The 14,969-nt window shown below is 63.3% G+C and carries 10 protein-coding genes; 5 read left to right on the forward strand and 5 right to left on the reverse strand.

Going from position 1 to position 14,969, the window contains the following annotated elements; translation table 11 throughout:
• Window positions 1-79 precede the first annotated feature (79 nt).
• Window positions 80-1,429 carry an NCS2 family permease gene (locus tag ACIQUF_RS24520; RefSeq protein WP_400803646.1) on the reverse strand — a complete coding sequence of 450 codons (1,350 nt, stop codon included), beginning with the start codon at window positions 1,427-1,429 and terminating at the stop codon, window positions 80-82.
• A 284-nt stretch (window positions 1,430-1,713) separates the two neighbouring features.
• Between ACIQUF_RS24520 and ACIQUF_RS24525 the strand changes: the two genes are divergently transcribed.
• A complete protein-coding gene (locus ACIQUF_RS24525; RefSeq protein ID WP_400803644.1) occupies window positions 1,714-2,469 on the forward strand; it encodes a GntR family transcriptional regulator in 756 nt (251 codons plus the stop codon).
• A gap of 159 nt (window positions 2,470-2,628) precedes the next feature.
• Window positions 2,629-3,327 (forward strand): aquaporin Z, encoded by a 699-nt coding sequence (gene aqpZ, locus ACIQUF_RS24530; protein ID WP_403136250.1) that lies wholly within the window; start codon window positions 2,629-2,631, stop codon window positions 3,325-3,327.
• Here aqpZ and guaD read toward each other — a convergent pair.
• The 4 genes from guaD to xdhA all read right to left on the reverse strand — a co-directional run bounded on the left by guaD (window position 3,324) and on the right by xdhA (window position 9,424).
• Window positions 3,324-4,628: a guanine deaminase gene (gene guaD / locus ACIQUF_RS24535; RefSeq protein WP_403136251.1), complete on the reverse strand. Its 1,305-nt coding sequence runs from the start codon at window positions 4,626-4,628 to the stop codon at window positions 3,324-3,326. The genes aqpZ and guaD overlap by 4 nt on opposite strands.
• 10 nt (window positions 4,629-4,638) lie before the next feature.
• Window positions 4,639-5,484: a xanthine dehydrogenase accessory protein XdhC gene (gene xdhC / locus ACIQUF_RS24540; RefSeq protein WP_403136253.1), complete on the reverse strand. Its 846-nt coding sequence runs from the start codon at window positions 5,482-5,484 to the stop codon at window positions 4,639-4,641.
• 96 nt (window positions 5,485-5,580) lie between these two features.
• Window positions 5,581-7,977 carry a xanthine dehydrogenase molybdopterin binding subunit gene (xdhB, locus tag ACIQUF_RS24545; RefSeq protein WP_403136255.1) on the reverse strand — a complete coding sequence of 799 codons (2,397 nt, stop codon included), beginning with the start codon at window positions 7,975-7,977 and terminating at the stop codon, window positions 5,581-5,583.
• A complete protein-coding gene (xdhA, locus tag ACIQUF_RS24550; RefSeq protein ID WP_403136257.1) occupies window positions 7,970-9,424 on the reverse strand; it encodes a xanthine dehydrogenase small subunit in 1,455 nt (484 codons plus the stop codon). Before xdhA ends, xdhB begins: the two co-directional genes overlap by 8 nt.
• Window positions 9,425-9,691: 267 nt before the next feature.
• On the opposite strand from xdhA, the gene ACIQUF_RS24555 reads away from it, so the two are divergent.
• The 3 genes from ACIQUF_RS24555 (at window position 9,692) to zipA (ending at window position 14,932) form a co-directional block, all read left to right on the forward strand.
• Window positions 9,692-10,351: a GntR family transcriptional regulator gene (locus ACIQUF_RS24555; RefSeq protein ID WP_403136258.1), complete on the forward strand. Its 660-nt coding sequence runs from the start codon at window positions 9,692-9,694 to the stop codon at window positions 10,349-10,351.
• 3 nt (window positions 10,352-10,354) lie between these two features.
• Complete coding sequence (gene smc, locus ACIQUF_RS24560) at window positions 10,355-13,843, forward strand: chromosome segregation protein SMC (RefSeq protein WP_403136260.1); 3,489 nt, start codon at window positions 10,355-10,357, stop codon at window positions 13,841-13,843.
• Window positions 13,844-14,047: 204 nt separating this feature from the next.
• Window positions 14,048-14,932: a cell division protein ZipA gene (gene zipA, locus ACIQUF_RS24565; RefSeq protein WP_403136261.1), complete on the forward strand. Its 885-nt coding sequence runs from the start codon at window positions 14,048-14,050 to the stop codon at window positions 14,930-14,932.
• The last annotated feature ends 37 nt before the right edge of the window (window positions 14,933-14,969 follow it).

Here is a 14,969-nt window from a genome sequence, read left to right on the forward strand (position 1 = left end):
AAGCCGCTCCCACAGGGCCGGTAGACTCAACACAAAACAAAAGGGCGCCAAGGCGCCCTTTGTTGGTGTAAATGAAGTGTCAGAGGAACACAAACTTGGCAATGAAGATCGCACACAGCACCCAAAGGCTGGCCGAGATCTCCTTGTACTTACCGGTACCTGCCTTCAGTGCCACATAGCTGATGAAGCCCAAGGCAATACCATCCGCCACCGAGAAGGTCAGCGGCATCATGATCACCGTGACGATCGCCGGAATGCTGTCGGTGGCTTCGTCCCAATGAATATGCGCCATGCTGCCCATCATCAGCATGGCCACATAGATCAGCGCACCGGCAGTGGCGTAGGCAGGGATCATCCCGGCCAGTGGGGCGAAGAACATCGCTGCGACGAACAACAGGCCGACCACTACCGCCGTCAGGCCGGTACGCCCACCCGCAGCCACACCGGCAGCACTCTCTACATAACTGGTCACCGGCGGGACGCCGACCACGGCACCGAACACGCTCGATGCACTGTCCGCTTTAAGTGCTTTCGACAAGCCTTCGATACGCCCGTCCGGCGCCACCAGGTTGGCCCGCTGGGCCACGCCCATCAGGGTGCCGGCGGTATCGAACATGTGCACGAAGAGGAATGCCAACACCACGCTGATCATGCTGACGTTGAACACGCCCGCCACGTCCATGGCCATCCAGGTCGGTGCCAGGCTCGGTGGCATCGACATCACCCCGCCGAACTTCACCAGGCCTAGACCCCAGCCCGCCAGGGTCACGCCGATGATGCTGATCAGGATCGCACCGAACACGCGCTTGTAACTGAGGATGGCGATCAACAGGAAGCAGATCGCCGCCAGCAGCGGCCCAGGCTCATGCAGCGAGCCCAGCTTGATCAGTGTGGCCGGGCTGTCGACAATGATGCCGGCGGTCTTCAGGCCGATCAGCCCGAGAAACAATCCGACGCCAGCCCCCATTGCATGGCGCAAGCTTACCGGGATGCTGTTGAGCAGCCACTCGCGCACTTTGGACAAGGTCAGGAACATGAACAGCACGCCCGAGACGAACACCGCGCCCAGTGCCGTTTCCCAGTTGTAGCCCATGGTCCCGACCACGGTGTAGGTAAAGAAGGCGTTCAGCCCCATGCCCGGTGCCAGGCCCACCGGCCAGTTGGCGTACAGGCCCATCAACAGGCAGCCGAGCGCGGCGGCGATGCAGGTGGCGACGAATGCCGCCCCGTGATCGATGCCGGCGTCGGCCATGATGTTCGGGTTGACGAAGATGATGTAGGCCATGGTGATGAAGGTGGTCACCCCGGCGATCAGCTCGGTTCTGACGGTGCTGCCGTGTTGCTTGAGTTTGAAAATCCGTTCCAGCCAACTCGTTTCGAGCGGTGGAGCGAGATCCAGCGTAGGTGCGTCGGATTTGCGGCTTTCCACAGCGATACTCCTCAAGTCTTTCTTGTTGTTCTTGGAGCCAGTGACCTGCGCAATGCACTTGGTGGCTCCGCGAGGGATTGGCAGACGTCTGACGCGCTTAGTTGACTCACGGGTCAAGAAGTTGCCCGATGGATTATGCTTTTGTGTACAAAGAAAGCAAATAATGTTTTATGTTTTGTGCGCACAATCTGCCGCGCAACGGCTATATAGGTAAAAGCCTACCTGCAGAAACGGCTCAGCCTGTGTACAATGGCGCCATACTTTCCTTCGCGCTTCGAGAGCTCATGAACGAACAGCTGCAACCTCTGAAGAAACCTTCACGTGCTGGCAAGGCTGGCCGCAGTGGTACCCAGGACGACATCGTCTATGCGCATATCTTCGAGGCGATCCTTGAGCAGCGCTTGGCGCCGGGCACCAAGTTGAGCGAGGAAGCGCTTGGCGAGATCTTCGGCGTCAGCCGCACCATCATCCGTCGTGCGTTATCGCGCCTGGCCCATGAGAGCGTGGTGCTGCTGCGACCCAACCGCGGTGCGGTGGTGGCGAGCCCGACGGTCGAAGAGGCGCGACAGGTGTTTTTCTCGCGGCGCATGGTCGAGCGCGCTATCACCGAACTGGCCGTGCAGCACGCCACGCTGGAGCAACTCAACGAGCTGCGTCAGATGGTGCGCGAAGAGCGCGACAGCTTTTCGCGTGGCGATCGCGGTGCCGGAATTCGCCTTTCCGGCGAATTCCACCTCAAGCTCGCCGAGGCGGCCGGTAATGCACCGCTGGTCAGTTTCCAGCGCAGCCTGGTTTCGCAGACTTCGCTGATCATTGCCCAGTACGAAAGTGGCAACCGCTCACACTGTTCGTATGACGAGCACATGCAACTGATCGATGCCATCGAGGCGCGTGACGCCGAACAGGCCGTGAGCCTGATGATGCACCACATGGATCACATCGACAGTAAACTCAACCTGGACGAAGAAAGTGCCTCGGATGATTTGCATGCGGTGTTCTCGCACCTGCTGAAAAAACCGAAGGCCGCCGCCAAGGGTTGATCGTTTGCCTGTGAACCGAAGGGGCCCTGAGCGGCCCCTTTTTGTTGCCTGGCCATCTGGTGATTCACCGAATACCTGATAAATTTGCTAGTTGCAAACCCCTTTTCAATGTGGTTGGGCTTGCGCAGTCGCTGCGTTCCACTACGTGAGGAGAGGTCCATGACTACGTCTCTGGGTGTGCGCATGGGTGCCGAGCTGGTTGGCACTTTCTGGTTGGTGCTGGGCGGGTGCGGCAGTGCCGTGCTGGCGGCCAGTTCCCCGGTCGGCATCGGTGTCCTCGGTGTCGCCTTCGCATTTGGGTTGACTGTCCTGACCATGGCATTCGCCATCGGCCATATTTCCGGTTGCCACCTCAACCCCGCCGTGTCGTTCGTGTTGCTGGTGGGTGGGCGTTTTCCGGCCAAGGAGTTGTTGCCCTACGTCATCGCCCAGGTGATCGGGGCGATCCTGGCTGCGGCGGTGATCTACTTCATTGCCAGTGGCAAGGCGGGTTTCGAGCTGTCGTCGGGCCTGGCGTCCAACGGCTACGCCGACCACTCGCCTGGCGGCTATTCGCTGGCGGCGGGGTTTGTCAGTGAAGTGGTGATGACGGCAATGTTCCTGGTGATCATCATGGGCGCCACCGACGCGCGTGCCCCGGCGGGGTTCGCGCCGATCGCCATCGGCCTGGCCCTGACGCTGATTCACCTGATCTCGATCCCGGTCACCAACACCTCGGTCAACCCCGCGCGTAGCACGGGGCCGGCCTTGTTCGTCGGTGGCTGGGCATTGCAACAGCTGTGGCTGTTCTGGCTGGCGCCGCTGATCGGTGCGGCGATCGGCGGCGCGCTTTATCGAGGCCTGGCGAAAGCGCCTTAGCGCTGGTGCACGCAACGCCCGGCGGCGTAGGTCTCGCGCACGGTGCGGTCGTCGCCCAGGGTGGTGAGCACGAATAGGGTTTCTTCGATGCTGGTGGACTGCTGGATGCGGTAGTCCAGCAGCGGCGTGGCCTTGTAGTCGAGCACCACGAAGTCGGCATCGTTGCCGGGGCGCAGGCTGCCGATACGGTCATCCAGACGCAGCGCACGGGCGCCGCCGAGGGTAGCCAGGTACAGCGATTTATACGGGTGCAGGCGCGCGCCTTGCAGCTGCATCACCTTGTACGCTTCGTTCAGGGTGTTGAGCAGCGAGAAGCTGGTGCCGGCGCCCACGTCGGTGCCCAGGCCGACGTTGACCTTGAATTTCTCTGCTTGCGGCAAGTTGAACAGGCCGCTGCCGAGGAACAGGTTGGACGTCGGGCAGAACGCGATGGCCGAACCGGTCTCGGACAGGCGCTGGCATTCGTCGTCGCACAGGTGCACGCCATGGGCGAACACCGAGCGCTCGCCGAGCAGCTCAAAGTGGTCATAGACGTCCAGGTAGCCTTTCTGCTCAGGGAACAGTTCCTTGACCCAGTCGATTTCCTTGAGGTTCTCGGACAGGTGGGTGTGCATGTACACGCCCGGGTGCTCCTTGAGCAATTGGCCCGCCACCGACAGCTGCTCAGGGGTGCTGGTTGGCGCAAAGCGTGGGGTCACCGCATAGTGCAGGCGGCCCTTGCCGTGCCAGCGCTCGATCAGCGTCTTGCTCTCGGTGTAGCTGGTTTCGGCGGTGTCGGTCAGGTAGTCCGGTGCGTTGCGGTCCATCATCACCTTGCCGGCGATCATCCGCAGGTCCAGGCGCTCGGCTTCCTCGAACAAGGCATTGACCGACTGCGGGTGCACGCTGCCGAATACCAGCGCAGTGGTGGTGCCGTTGCGCAGCAGTTCCTTGAGGAAGATCTTCGCCACCTTGTCGGCGTGATCCTTGTCGGCGAACTGCTTTTCGCAGGGGAAGGTGTAGGTATTGAGCCAGTCCAGCAGCTGTTCGCCGTAGGAGCCGATCATGCCGGTCTGTGGGAAGTGGATGTGGGTGTCGATGAAGCCCGGGGTGATCAGGGCATCCTGGTAATGCACCACTTCAATGTCGGCGTCCAGCGTCGGCAGCAGCTCGCTGGCGTGGCCGAGGGCGCTGATACGGCCGTCGTCGATCACCAGCAGGCCGTCCTCGTAGTACTCATGGGAGGCTTGCAGGCCGACCTCGGCCGGGTCGGCGATGCTGTGCAGAATGGCGGCACGGTAGGCTTTACGGGTAACGGTCATAACACACTCGTCATAGGGCTTGGCTGCGCCGGGAAGGCGGCAGCAACTGGGCAATGGGGCCGGCGTTGACGCCAGCGTCGTGCTGGCCGAAGCAGGCGTTGTAGGTGGCGATGATTTCGCCGGCGATGGATACGGCGATTTCGATGGGCAGCTTGCCCTTGACCTCGGCGATGCCCATCGGGCAACGCATGCGCGCCACTACGGCGTCATCGAAACCGCGCTCGCGCAGACGGTGCTCGAACTTGACCCGTTTGGTCTTCGAGCCGATCAGGCCGAACCAGGTGAAATCGTTGCGCTTGAGAATGGCGGCGGTCAGTTCCAGGTCGAGTTGGTGGTTGTGGGTCATGACGATGCAATAGCTGCCGGCCGGCAGCTCGGCCACTTCGTCGACCGGCTCCTCGCTGACCACCTTGGTCACCCCGTTGGGGATGAGCTCGGGGAATTCCTGTTCGCGCGAATCGATCCAGCGCACCCGGCAGGGCAGCGCGGCGAGCAAGGGTACCAGAGCACGGCCGACATGGCCCGCGCCGAACACGGCGATCTGTGCCTGAACGGCGGCCATCGGCTCGAACAGCAGCACAGTGACGCCGCCGCAGCACTGGCCGAGGCTGGCGCCGAGGCTGAAGCGCTCCAGGTGTGGGGTGCTGCGGTGCTCTTCGAGCATCTGTCGGGCGATGTGCAGCGCCTTGAATTCCAGGTGGCCGCCGCCGATGGTGTCGTACAGGGCGCTGGCGCTGACGACCATTTTCGAGCCGGCATTGCGCGGGGTCGAGCCGCGTTCCTCGATGATGGTCACCAGCACGCAGGGTTCGCCGCGGGACTGGTGGTCGGCGAGGGCGTTGATCCATTGGTGCATATTCAACCTCACTTGAAGGCTGACACCGTCCCCTGTGGGAGCGGGCTTGTCCCGCGAATTCGCGGGACAAGCCCGCTCCCACAGGGGTCGACAGAGTCAGTGAGTCACGGTTTCCAGTTCCTGTGCCGGCTGCGCCGCAGCCACTTCCTTGCGCATCTGCTCACAGCCCCACAACACCCGCTCCGGGGTCGCCGGCGCGTCGATGTTCGGCTGCACGCGGTAGTCGGCGATGCTGGCCACCGCATCCTTGAGCGCACACCAGGCGGCGATGCCGAGCATGAACGGCGGCTCGCCCACGGCCTTGGAGTGGAACACGGTGTCCTCCGGGTTCTTGCGGTTTTCCACCAGCTTCACCCGCAGGTCCAGCGGCATGTCTGCCACGGCCGGGATCTTGTAGCTGGCCGGGCCGTTGGTCATCAGCTTGCCCTTGGCGTTCCACACCAGCTCTTCGGTGGTCAGCCAGCCCGCACCCTGGATGAAGCCGCCTTCGACCTGACCAATGTCGATGGCCGGGTTCAGCGAGTCGCCGACGTCGTGCAGGATGTCGGCGCGCAGCATCTTGTATTCGCCGGTCAGGGTGTCGACGATCACCTCGACGCAGGCCGCGCCGAAGGCGTAGTAGTAGAACGGCCGGCCGCGTGCCTGGCTGCGGTCATAGAAGATCTTCGGCGTGCGGTAGAAGCCAGTGGTCGACAGCGACACCTGGGCGAAGTAGGCCTGTTGCACCAGCTGCTCGAAACTGACGATCTGGTCGCGCACGCGCACATGGCCGTTACGGAACTCGACGTCTTCCTCGGTCACCTGATAATGCCGTGCGGCGAACTCGGTCAGGCGCTTCTTGAGGATCTCGGCCGCATTCTGCGCGGCTTTGCCGTTCAGGTCGGCACCGCTGGATGCGGCGGTCGGCGAGGTGTTGGGCACCTTGTCGGTGTTGGTGGCGGTGATCTGAATGCGACTGAAGTCGACCTGGAAAACCTCTGCCACGACTTGCGCGACCTTGGTGTTCAGGCCCTGGCCCATCTCGGTGCCGCCGTGGTTAAGGTGGATGCTGCCATCGGTGTAGATGTGGATCAGCGCACCGGCCTGGTTGAGGAAGGTAGCGGTGAACGAGATGCCGAACTTCACCGGGGTCAGCGCCAGGCCCTTCTTCAGTACCGGGCTGTTGGCGTTGAAGCGGCGGATCGACTCGCGGCGCTCGGCGTAATCGCTGCTGGCTTCCAGTTCGGCGGTCATTTCCTCGAGCATGTTGTGCTCGACGGTCTGGTAGTAGTGGGTGACGTTGCGCTCGGTCTTGCCGTAGAAGTTGGCCTTGCGCACGGCCAGCGGGTCGCGGCCTAGTTGGCGGGCGATGTGGTCCATCACCTGCTCAATGGCGACCATGCCCTGCGGGCCGCCGAAGCCACGGTAGGCCGTGTTGGAGGCGGTGTTGGTCTTGCAGCGGTGGCCGTGCACGGTGGCATCGCCCAGGTAGTAGGCGTTGTCGGAGTGGAACATGGCGCGGTCGACGATCGAGCCGGACAGGTCGGGCGAGTAACCGCAGTTGCCGGCCAGGTCGAAGTTGATGCCGTGCAGGCGGCCATCGTCATCGAAGCCGACGTCGTACTCCACATAGAAGGGGTGACGCTTGCCGGTCATCATCATGTCTTCGACGCGCGGCAGGCGCATCTTGGTCGGCTGGCCGGTCAGGCGCGCGATCACCGCGCACAGGCACGCCGGGCTGGCAGCCTGGGTTTCCTTGCCGCCAAAGCCGCCGCCCATGCGGCGCATGTCGAGCACCACCTTGTTCATCGGCACGTCGAGCACTTCGGCGACCAGCTTCTGCACTTCGGTGGGGTTTTGCGTGGAGCAGTAGACGATCATGCCGCCGTCTTCGGTGGGCATCACCGAGGAAATCTGCGTTTCCAGGTAGAAGTGCTCCTGCCCGCCGATGTGCAGGGTGCCCTGCAGGCGGTGCGGGGCGCTGGCCAGGGCCGCTACCGAATCACCGCGCTGATGGGTATGGCTGTCGAGCACGAAGTGCTTCTTGCGAAACGCCTCGACCACGTCCAGTACCGGCTCCAGGTCTTCATATTCAACGATCGCGGCCATCGCCGCGCGGCGTGCGGTTTCCAGGTCACGGGCGGCCACGGCGAGCACCGGCTGGCCGAAGAATTCGACCTTGTCGATGGCCAGCAGCGGATCACCAGCCACCACCGGGCCGATGTCCTTGAGGCCGGGGATGTCCTCGTGGGTGATGGCGATGCGCACGCCCTCGAAGGCATAGCACGGCGTGGTGTCGATGCGCAGGATGCGCGCGTGGGCGCGGTCGGCGGTGCGCGCGTAGACGTGCAACTGGTTGGGGAAGTCCAGGCGGTCGTCGATGTACACCGCCTCGCCGGCCACGTGCTTGTCGGCGCTGTCGTGCTTGACGCTGCGCCCGACCCCGGTGGTCAGGTCCTGGCTGAACAGTTCGGCCATCTCGGCCTGGCTCTTGACGACGTGATGGTTAGACATAGTCGGTCACCCGGGTTTCGATGTACGGCGTTTGCAGTTCGATGAAGTATTTGCGCAGCAGGTTCTGCGCGGTCAGCAGGCGGTATTCCTTGCTGGCGCGGAAGTCGCTGAGCGGCGTGAAGTCCTCGGCCAGGGCCTGGCAGGCACGCTCAATGCTGGCCTGGTTCCAGGGCTTGCCGCGCAGGGCGGCTTCACAGGCGCGGGCACGCTTGGGGATCGCGGCCATGCCGCCGAAGGCGATGCGCACACCGCTGACCATGCCGTTTTCGATGCTCAGGTTGAAGGCGCCGCACACCGCCGAAATGTCGTCATCTAGGCGCTTGGACACTTTGTAGGCGCGGAAGGCCCAGTCATTGCTGGCTCGTGGCACGATGATCTTCTCGATGAACTCGCTGTCCTGGCGGGCAGTGATGCGGTAGTCGATGAAGTAGTCTTCCAGCGGCATCGTGCGCTGGCGTTCGCCCTGGCGCAGGACGATCTGCGCATCGAGTGCGATCAGCAGGGGCGGCGAGTCGCCGATCGGCGAGGCGTTGCCGATGTTGCCGCCGAGCGTGCCCTGGTTGCGGATCTGCAGCGAGGCGAAGCGGTGCAGCAGGTCGCCGAAATCGGGGTATTCCTCGTTGAGTGCGCCGTAGCAGTCGGTCAGCGAGGTGGCGGCGCCGATTTCCAGGTGGCTGGCGGTCTTGTCGATGCGCTTGAGTTCGGTCACGTGGCCGACGTAGATCATCACCGGCAAGGTCTTGTGGAACTGCGTGACTTCCAGCGCCAGGTCGGTACCGCCCGCCAGCAGGCGTGCTTCCGGGTGCGAGCTATAGAGGTCGGCGAGGTCGGCGACGGTCAGTGGCACCAGGCAGCGCTTGTCGCCGCTGTTGAGTTCGCCGGTCTGGGTCGGCGCGATGGCCTTGAGGCGGCTGATGGTCTGCGCCTGTTGGGCGTCGAACTGGTCGCGGCAGGGCAGGCGGCAGCTTTGCTCGGCGGCGTCGAGGATCGGCCGGTAGCCGGTGCAGCGGCACAGGTTGCCGGCCAGGGCTTCCTGGGCCTGGTGCAGGTCATGGCCCTGGCTGTTCTTCTGCAGTGCGAACAGCGACATGACGAAACCGGGGGTGCAGAAGCCGCATTGCGAGCCGTGGCAATCGGCCATGGCCTGTTGCACGCTGTGCAGCTGGCCTTGATGCTTGAGGCCTTCGACGCTGATCAACTGCTTGCCGTGCAGCGATGATACGAAGGTCAGGCAGGAGTTGAGGCTGCGGTAGCGCAGGCTGTCCTGGCCATCATCATCCTGGGTCAGCTCGCCGACCACCACGGTGCAGGCGCCGCAGTCGCCGCTGGCGCAGCCTTCTTTGGTGCCGGGTTTGCCCAGGTGCTCGCGCAGGTATTGCAGCACCGTCATGTTCGGGTCCAGGGCGTGCTCGCTGCGTAGCTCCTGGTTGACGAGAAACTGGATCACGGGGATGGCCTCGCAATGGTTTTATTGTTGTTGGGCGGACAATAAGCAGAGCTGACGCGCTGGTCAATAATTTTCTGACTCAAAGGTCAAGAAGTTGTGCGTCAGTCCATCTGGCCGCCCGAAATACCCATATCTGAAGCATAGATCGCGCCGTACAAGTGGCTGCCTGGCGGGTCAAATAAAGCCCGTCGCCCCTCTGCGCGAGTGCTGGCCAAGTGCGCTACAATCGCCCACTTGTGCCCAGTTCAATGATTTTGAAGGAAAACCATGACGTTCAAGGCGCCGGACAGCCTCTCCGAGCAGATTGCCGACTACCTGGCCGAACGCATCATTCGCGGCGAACTCGTGCCCGGTGAGCGCATCCAGGAGCAGAAGGTCACCCAGGCGCTGAATGTCAGCCGTGGCTCGGTGCGCGAAGCGCTATTGATCCTCGAACGTCGCCATCTGGTGGCGATCCTGCCGCGCCGTGGCGCCCATGTGACCAAGCTCGATGAGCGCAGCGTGCGCAGCCTGTGCGCCCTGATGGGCGAGTTCTACATCCTGTTGGGCAATGCGGTTGCGCAGAAATGGCGCACCGACAGCGATCTGCGCCCGTTCCTGGACATCCAGCAACGCCTGCAGCAGGCCCGCGAACGAGCCGACATCAAGGCCTTCGTCGCCGACAGTTTCGCGGTGATGCGCGCCGCCTATCCGTTCGCCGACAACCCCTATCTGCAGGAAACCGTGGAAAACCTGCAACCGGCCATGAGCCGCGCTTACTATTTGGCCCTGGACCAGCGCCAGGCCAACATGATCGATTACCTGGAACTGTTCGCCAGCCTGCTCGACGCCGTAGTCGCCCGTGACCTGCCGCGCATCCGCGAGGTACTGACCGCCTATTGCCAGCGCAGCTGCGAGCTGGTGCTGGCGGCGCTGGCCCGAGGCTGACCGATGCGCCTGAAGTGCATTCGCCTGGCCGGGTTCAAGTCGTTCGTCGACCCCACCACGGTCAATTTCCCCAGCAACATGGCGGCCGTGGTCGGCCCCAACGGCTGCGGCAAATCCAACATCATCGATGCGGTGCGCTGGGTGATGGGCGAAAGTTCGGCGAAGAACCTGCGTGGCGAGTCGATGACCGACGTCATCTTCAACGGCTCCACCAGCCGCAAGCCGGTGAGCCAGGCCAGCATCGAGCTGGTCTTCGACAACAGCGAAACCACGCTGCTGGGTGAGTACGCGGCTTACGCGGAAATTTCCATCCGCCGCAAAGTCACCCGCGATGGGCAGAACACCTATTACCTCAACGGCACCAAGTGCCGGCGCCGCGACATCACCGATATCTTCCTCGGCACCGGCCTGGGCCCGCGCAGCTATTCGATCATTGAGCAGGGCATGATCTCCAAGCTGGTCGAAGCCAAGCCCGAGGAGCTGCGCAACTTCATCGAAGAGGCCGCGGGCATCTCCAAGTACAAGGAGCGCCGCCGCGAGACCGAGAGCCGAATCCGCCGTACCCAGGAAAACCTCGCGCGCCTGACCGACCTGCGCGAAGAACTGGAGCGTCAGCTAGAACGCCTGCATCGCCAGGCTCAGGCCGCCGAGAAGTACCGCGAGTACAAGGCCCAGGAGCGCCAGCTCAAGGCGCGCCTGTCGGCCCTGCGCTGGCGTGACCTGGATGAGCGCGTGCGCCAGCGCGAAGCGGTGATCGGCGATCAGGATGTGGCCCATGAGGCACTGGTCGCCGAGCAGCGCAACGCCGATGCCAGCATCGAACGCCTGCGCGACGGCCATCACGAATTGTCCGAACGTTTCAACCAGGTGCAGGGCCGCTTCTATTCGGTGGCCGGCGATATTGCCCGGGTCGAGCAGAGCATCCAGCACGGCCAGCAGCGCCTGCGCCAATTGCAGGATGACTTCAAGGAAGCCGAACGCACGCGCCTGGAAACCGAATCGCACCTGGGTCATGACCGCACGCTGCTGGCCACCCTCGGCGAAGAGCTGTCCATGCTCGAACCCGAGCAGGAAATGACCCTGGCCGCAGCCGAAGAGGCCGCCGCCACCCTCGAAAAAGCCGAGCTGGGCATGCACGGCTGGCAGGAGCAGTGGGACAGCTTCAACACCCGCTCCGCCGAACCGCGCCGCCAGGCCGAAGTGCAGCAGTCGCGCCTGCAGCAGCTCGAAGCCAGCCTGGAACGCATGGCCGAGCGCCAGCGCAAGCTGGGCGAGGAGCGTGACCAGATGGCTACCGACCCGCAGGATGGCGCATTGCTGGAACTGTCCGAACAGTTGGCCGCCAGCGAGATGCAGTTGGAAGAATTGCAGCTGTCGGAAGAGCAGGTAGTCGAGCGCCTGGAGGCCGTGCGCGAGCAGCTGCAGCAGGCGACACATGCCCAGCAGCAACAGCAGGGCGACCTGCAGCGCCTGGGTGGCCGCCTGGCCTCGTTGGAGGCTTTGCAGCAAGCTGCGCTCGAACCTGGCGCGGGCGCGGCTGACTGGCTGCGCGGCCAGGGCCTGGAGCACCGTCCGCGCCTGGCCGAAGGGCTGCGGGTTGAACCAGGTTGGGAGCTGGCGGTGGAAACCGTCCTGGGCGCCGACCTGCAAGCCGTGCTGGTGGACGATTTCGCCTGGCTCGACTTTGCCGAGCTCGAACAAGGTGAGTTGCGCTTGCTGGTGGCGGGCGCAGAGGGGGCTCGCCACCCCGGCAGCCTGCTCGACAAGGTCGAAGGGCGCACCGATCTGGCCCCCTGGCTGGCCCAGGTCAGGCCAGTCGAGGATCTCGCCCAGGCCCTGGCCCAGCGCGCCTCGCTGGCTGAAGGGCAAAGCCTGGTCAGCCGCGACGGTTACTGGGTCGGCCGGCATTTTCTGCGCGTCAGCCGGGGTGGCGATGCCCAGGGTGGCTTGCTGGCCCGTGGTCAGGAAATCGAACGCCTTGGCGAGGAGCAGCTGACACTCGAAGCCGCATTGGAACAGCTGGAAGCGCAATTACAATCGTTGCGCGAGCAGCAACTGGGCCTGGAAGAAGAGCGCGAACAGCTGCGCCGTCGTACCCAGGAAGAAGGCCGCCAGCACGGTGAGCTCAAGGCCAGCCTATCGGCAGGCCGCGCCCGTGCCGAGCAGGTCGAGCTGCGTCGCCGCCGTTTAGATGAAGAATTGACCGAACTCCAGGAACAACGCGCCCTGGAGCATGAGCAGCTGGGCGAAGCGCGCCTGGTGCTGCAGGAGGCCCTGGACCTGATGGCTCAGGACACCGAGCAGCGCGAACAGTTGATGGCCCGCCGCGATACCCTGCGCGAAGGCCTCGACCGCATCCGCCAGGAAGCCCGCCAGCACAAGGACCACGCCCACCAGTTGGCCGTGCGCCTGGGCTCGCTGCGCGCCCAGCACGACTCCACCCAGCAGGCGCTGGAACGCCTGGAACAACAGGCCGCGCGCCTGAGCGAGCGACAGGAGCAACTGAGCCTGAACCTGGAGGAGGGCGAGGCACCGCAGGAAGAGCTGCGCCTGAAGCTGGAAGAATTACTGGAGCGGCGCATGAGCGTCGATGAGGAAATGCGCCAGGCTCGCCTGCACATGGACGAAGCCGACCGCGCCCTGCGCGATGCCGAAAAGCGTCGTACCCAGGCCGAGCAGCAGGCCCAGTTGCTGCGCGGCCAGCTGGAACAGATGCGCCTGGAGAACCAGGGCCTGGATATACGGCGCAAAACTCTGCAGGAACAATTGCTGGCTGACGGCTACGATTTGCAGGGCGTGCTGGCCACCGTCGAGGCCGAGGCCAGCGAGCAGGGCACCGAGCAGGAATTGGAGCAAATCGATGCGCGCATCCAGCGCCTCGGCGCGATCAACCTGGCGGCGATCGAAGAGTACGAGCAGCAATCCGAGCGCAAGCGCTACCTCGACGCGCAAGACGCAGACCTGGTCGAAGCTCTCGACACCCTGGAAAGTGTCATCCGCAAGATCGACAAGGAAACCCGCAACCGCTTCAAGGATACCTTTGATCAGATAAATGCCGGATTACAGGCACTTTTCCCAAAAGTTTTCGGTGGCGGCAGCGCTTATCTGGAACTGACGGGCGAAGATCTACTCGATACAGGGGTGACGATCATGGCGCGCCCGCCGGGCAAGAAGAACAGCACCATCCACTTGCTGTCCGGCGGCGAGAAGGCACTGACCGCTTTGGCGCTGGTGTTTGCCATTTTCAAGCTGAACCCCGCACCGTTCTGCATGCTCGACGAGGTCGATGCACCGCTGGACGATGCCAACGTCGGGCGGTACGCCCGGTTGGTCAAGGAAATGAGTGAAAGCGTGCAGTTCATCTACATCACCCATAACAAGATTGCCATGGAAATGGCCGACCAGTTGATGGGGGTAACGATGCACGAACCGGGCTGTTCACGTCTTGTTGCAGTTGATGTAGAGGAGGCGCTGGCCATGGTCGACGCCTGATGAGCGAAGATAGGGCGAATTCCGTAGGGAAATGCCCCCGTCATGTGCGACAGACGGTGTAAAGTTGTCTTTGGTCGTGCTAGCTTAATGTCACTCGTTTTTTGCGTGGGTAAAACGCCTGTCAGAACATAGAGTTGGCGCCACGTGTTAAAGGGCTTTGAAGCCTTTGTTTTCAAGCATATTTTTATAGAGGCACGGGATTACATGGAAATCGGTCTGCGCGAGTGGCTGATCGTCATCGGCATCATTGTCATCGCCGGTATTCTTTTCGACGGCTGGCGCCGCATGCGCGGCGGAAAAGGCAAATTGAAATTCCGCCTTGATCGCAGCTACTCCAATGTGCCGGACGACGAGGGCAGCGCCGAAGTGCTCGGCCCGTCGCGGGTGCTGGAGACCCAGAAGGAGCCGGAACTGGACGAAAGCGACTTGCCGTCGCTCAGTGCGCCTGTGCGTGAGCGCGAACGTGAACCGAAGCCGGCCAAGGCCAGCAAGCGTGGCAAGCGTGCTGCCGAAGTTCAGCCGCAAGGTGACCTGGACCTGGTGGCCGAGCCGCGTGAGCCGGACCTGTTCGCCGACAGCGACGACGACTTTGCCGCCGACGACAAGCGCAGCAACGGCTTTGCCGCCAGTGGCAATCCCGCCAAGGAGCTGCCGCCGGTTGAAGAAGTGCTGGTGATCAGCGTGATCTCCCGCGATGAAGGCGGTTTCAAGGGCCCGGCGCTGCTGCAGAACATTCTCGAAAGCGGCCTGCGTTTCGGCGAAATGGACATCTTCCATCGTCACGAGAGCATGGCCGGTCACGGCGAAGTGCTGTTCTCCATGGCCAACGCGGTCAAGCCCGGCATTTTCGACCTGGACGACATCGACCACTTCAGCACCCGTGCGGTGAGCTTCTTCCTCGGCCTGCCAGGCCCGCGTCATCCGAAGCAAGCCTTCGACGTGATGGTCGCGGCGGCGCGCAAGCTGGCCCACGAGCTCGATGGCGAGCTCAAGGACGACCAGCGCAGCGTGCTCACCGCGCAGACCATCGAGCATTACCGCCAGCGCATCGTCGAGTTCGAGCGCCGCGCGCTGACCCAGAAACGCTGATGTCATTGAGCGAGCGGACCATGCCCTGGTCTTGCTC

It is taken from the genome of Pseudomonas sp. NPDC090233 (assembly GCF_044772285.1).
Lineage (GTDB): Bacteria > Pseudomonadota > Gammaproteobacteria > Pseudomonadales > Pseudomonadaceae > Aquipseudomonas.

Bases quoted from the DNA above. Each gene is read 5' to 3' on its own strand.
- ACIQUF_RS24525 (WP_400803644.1), top strand. From the start codon at position 1,714: ATGAACGAACAGCTGCAACCTCTGAAGAAACCTTCACGTGCTGGCAAG.
- aqpZ (WP_403136250.1), top strand. From the start codon at position 2,629: ATGACTACGTCTCTGGGTGTGCGCATGGGTGCCGAGCTGGTTGGCACT.
- guaD (WP_403136251.1), bottom strand. From the start codon at position 4,628: ATGACCGTTACCCGTAAAGCCTACCGTGCCGCCATTCTGCACAGCATC.
- xdhC (WP_403136253.1), bottom strand. From the start codon at position 5,484: ATGCACCAATGGATCAACGCCCTCGCCGACCACCAGTCCCGCGGCGAA.
- xdhB (WP_403136255.1), bottom strand. From the start codon at position 7,977: ATGTCTAACCATCACGTCGTCAAGAGCCAGGCCGAGATGGCCGAACTG.
- ACIQUF_RS24555 (WP_403136258.1), top strand. From the start codon at position 9,692: ATGACGTTCAAGGCGCCGGACAGCCTCTCCGAGCAGATTGCCGACTAC.
- smc (WP_403136260.1), top strand. From the start codon at position 10,355: ATGCGCCTGAAGTGCATTCGCCTGGCCGGGTTCAAGTCGTTCGTCGAC.
- zipA (WP_403136261.1), top strand. From the start codon at position 14,048: ATGGAAATCGGTCTGCGCGAGTGGCTGATCGTCATCGGCATCATTGTC.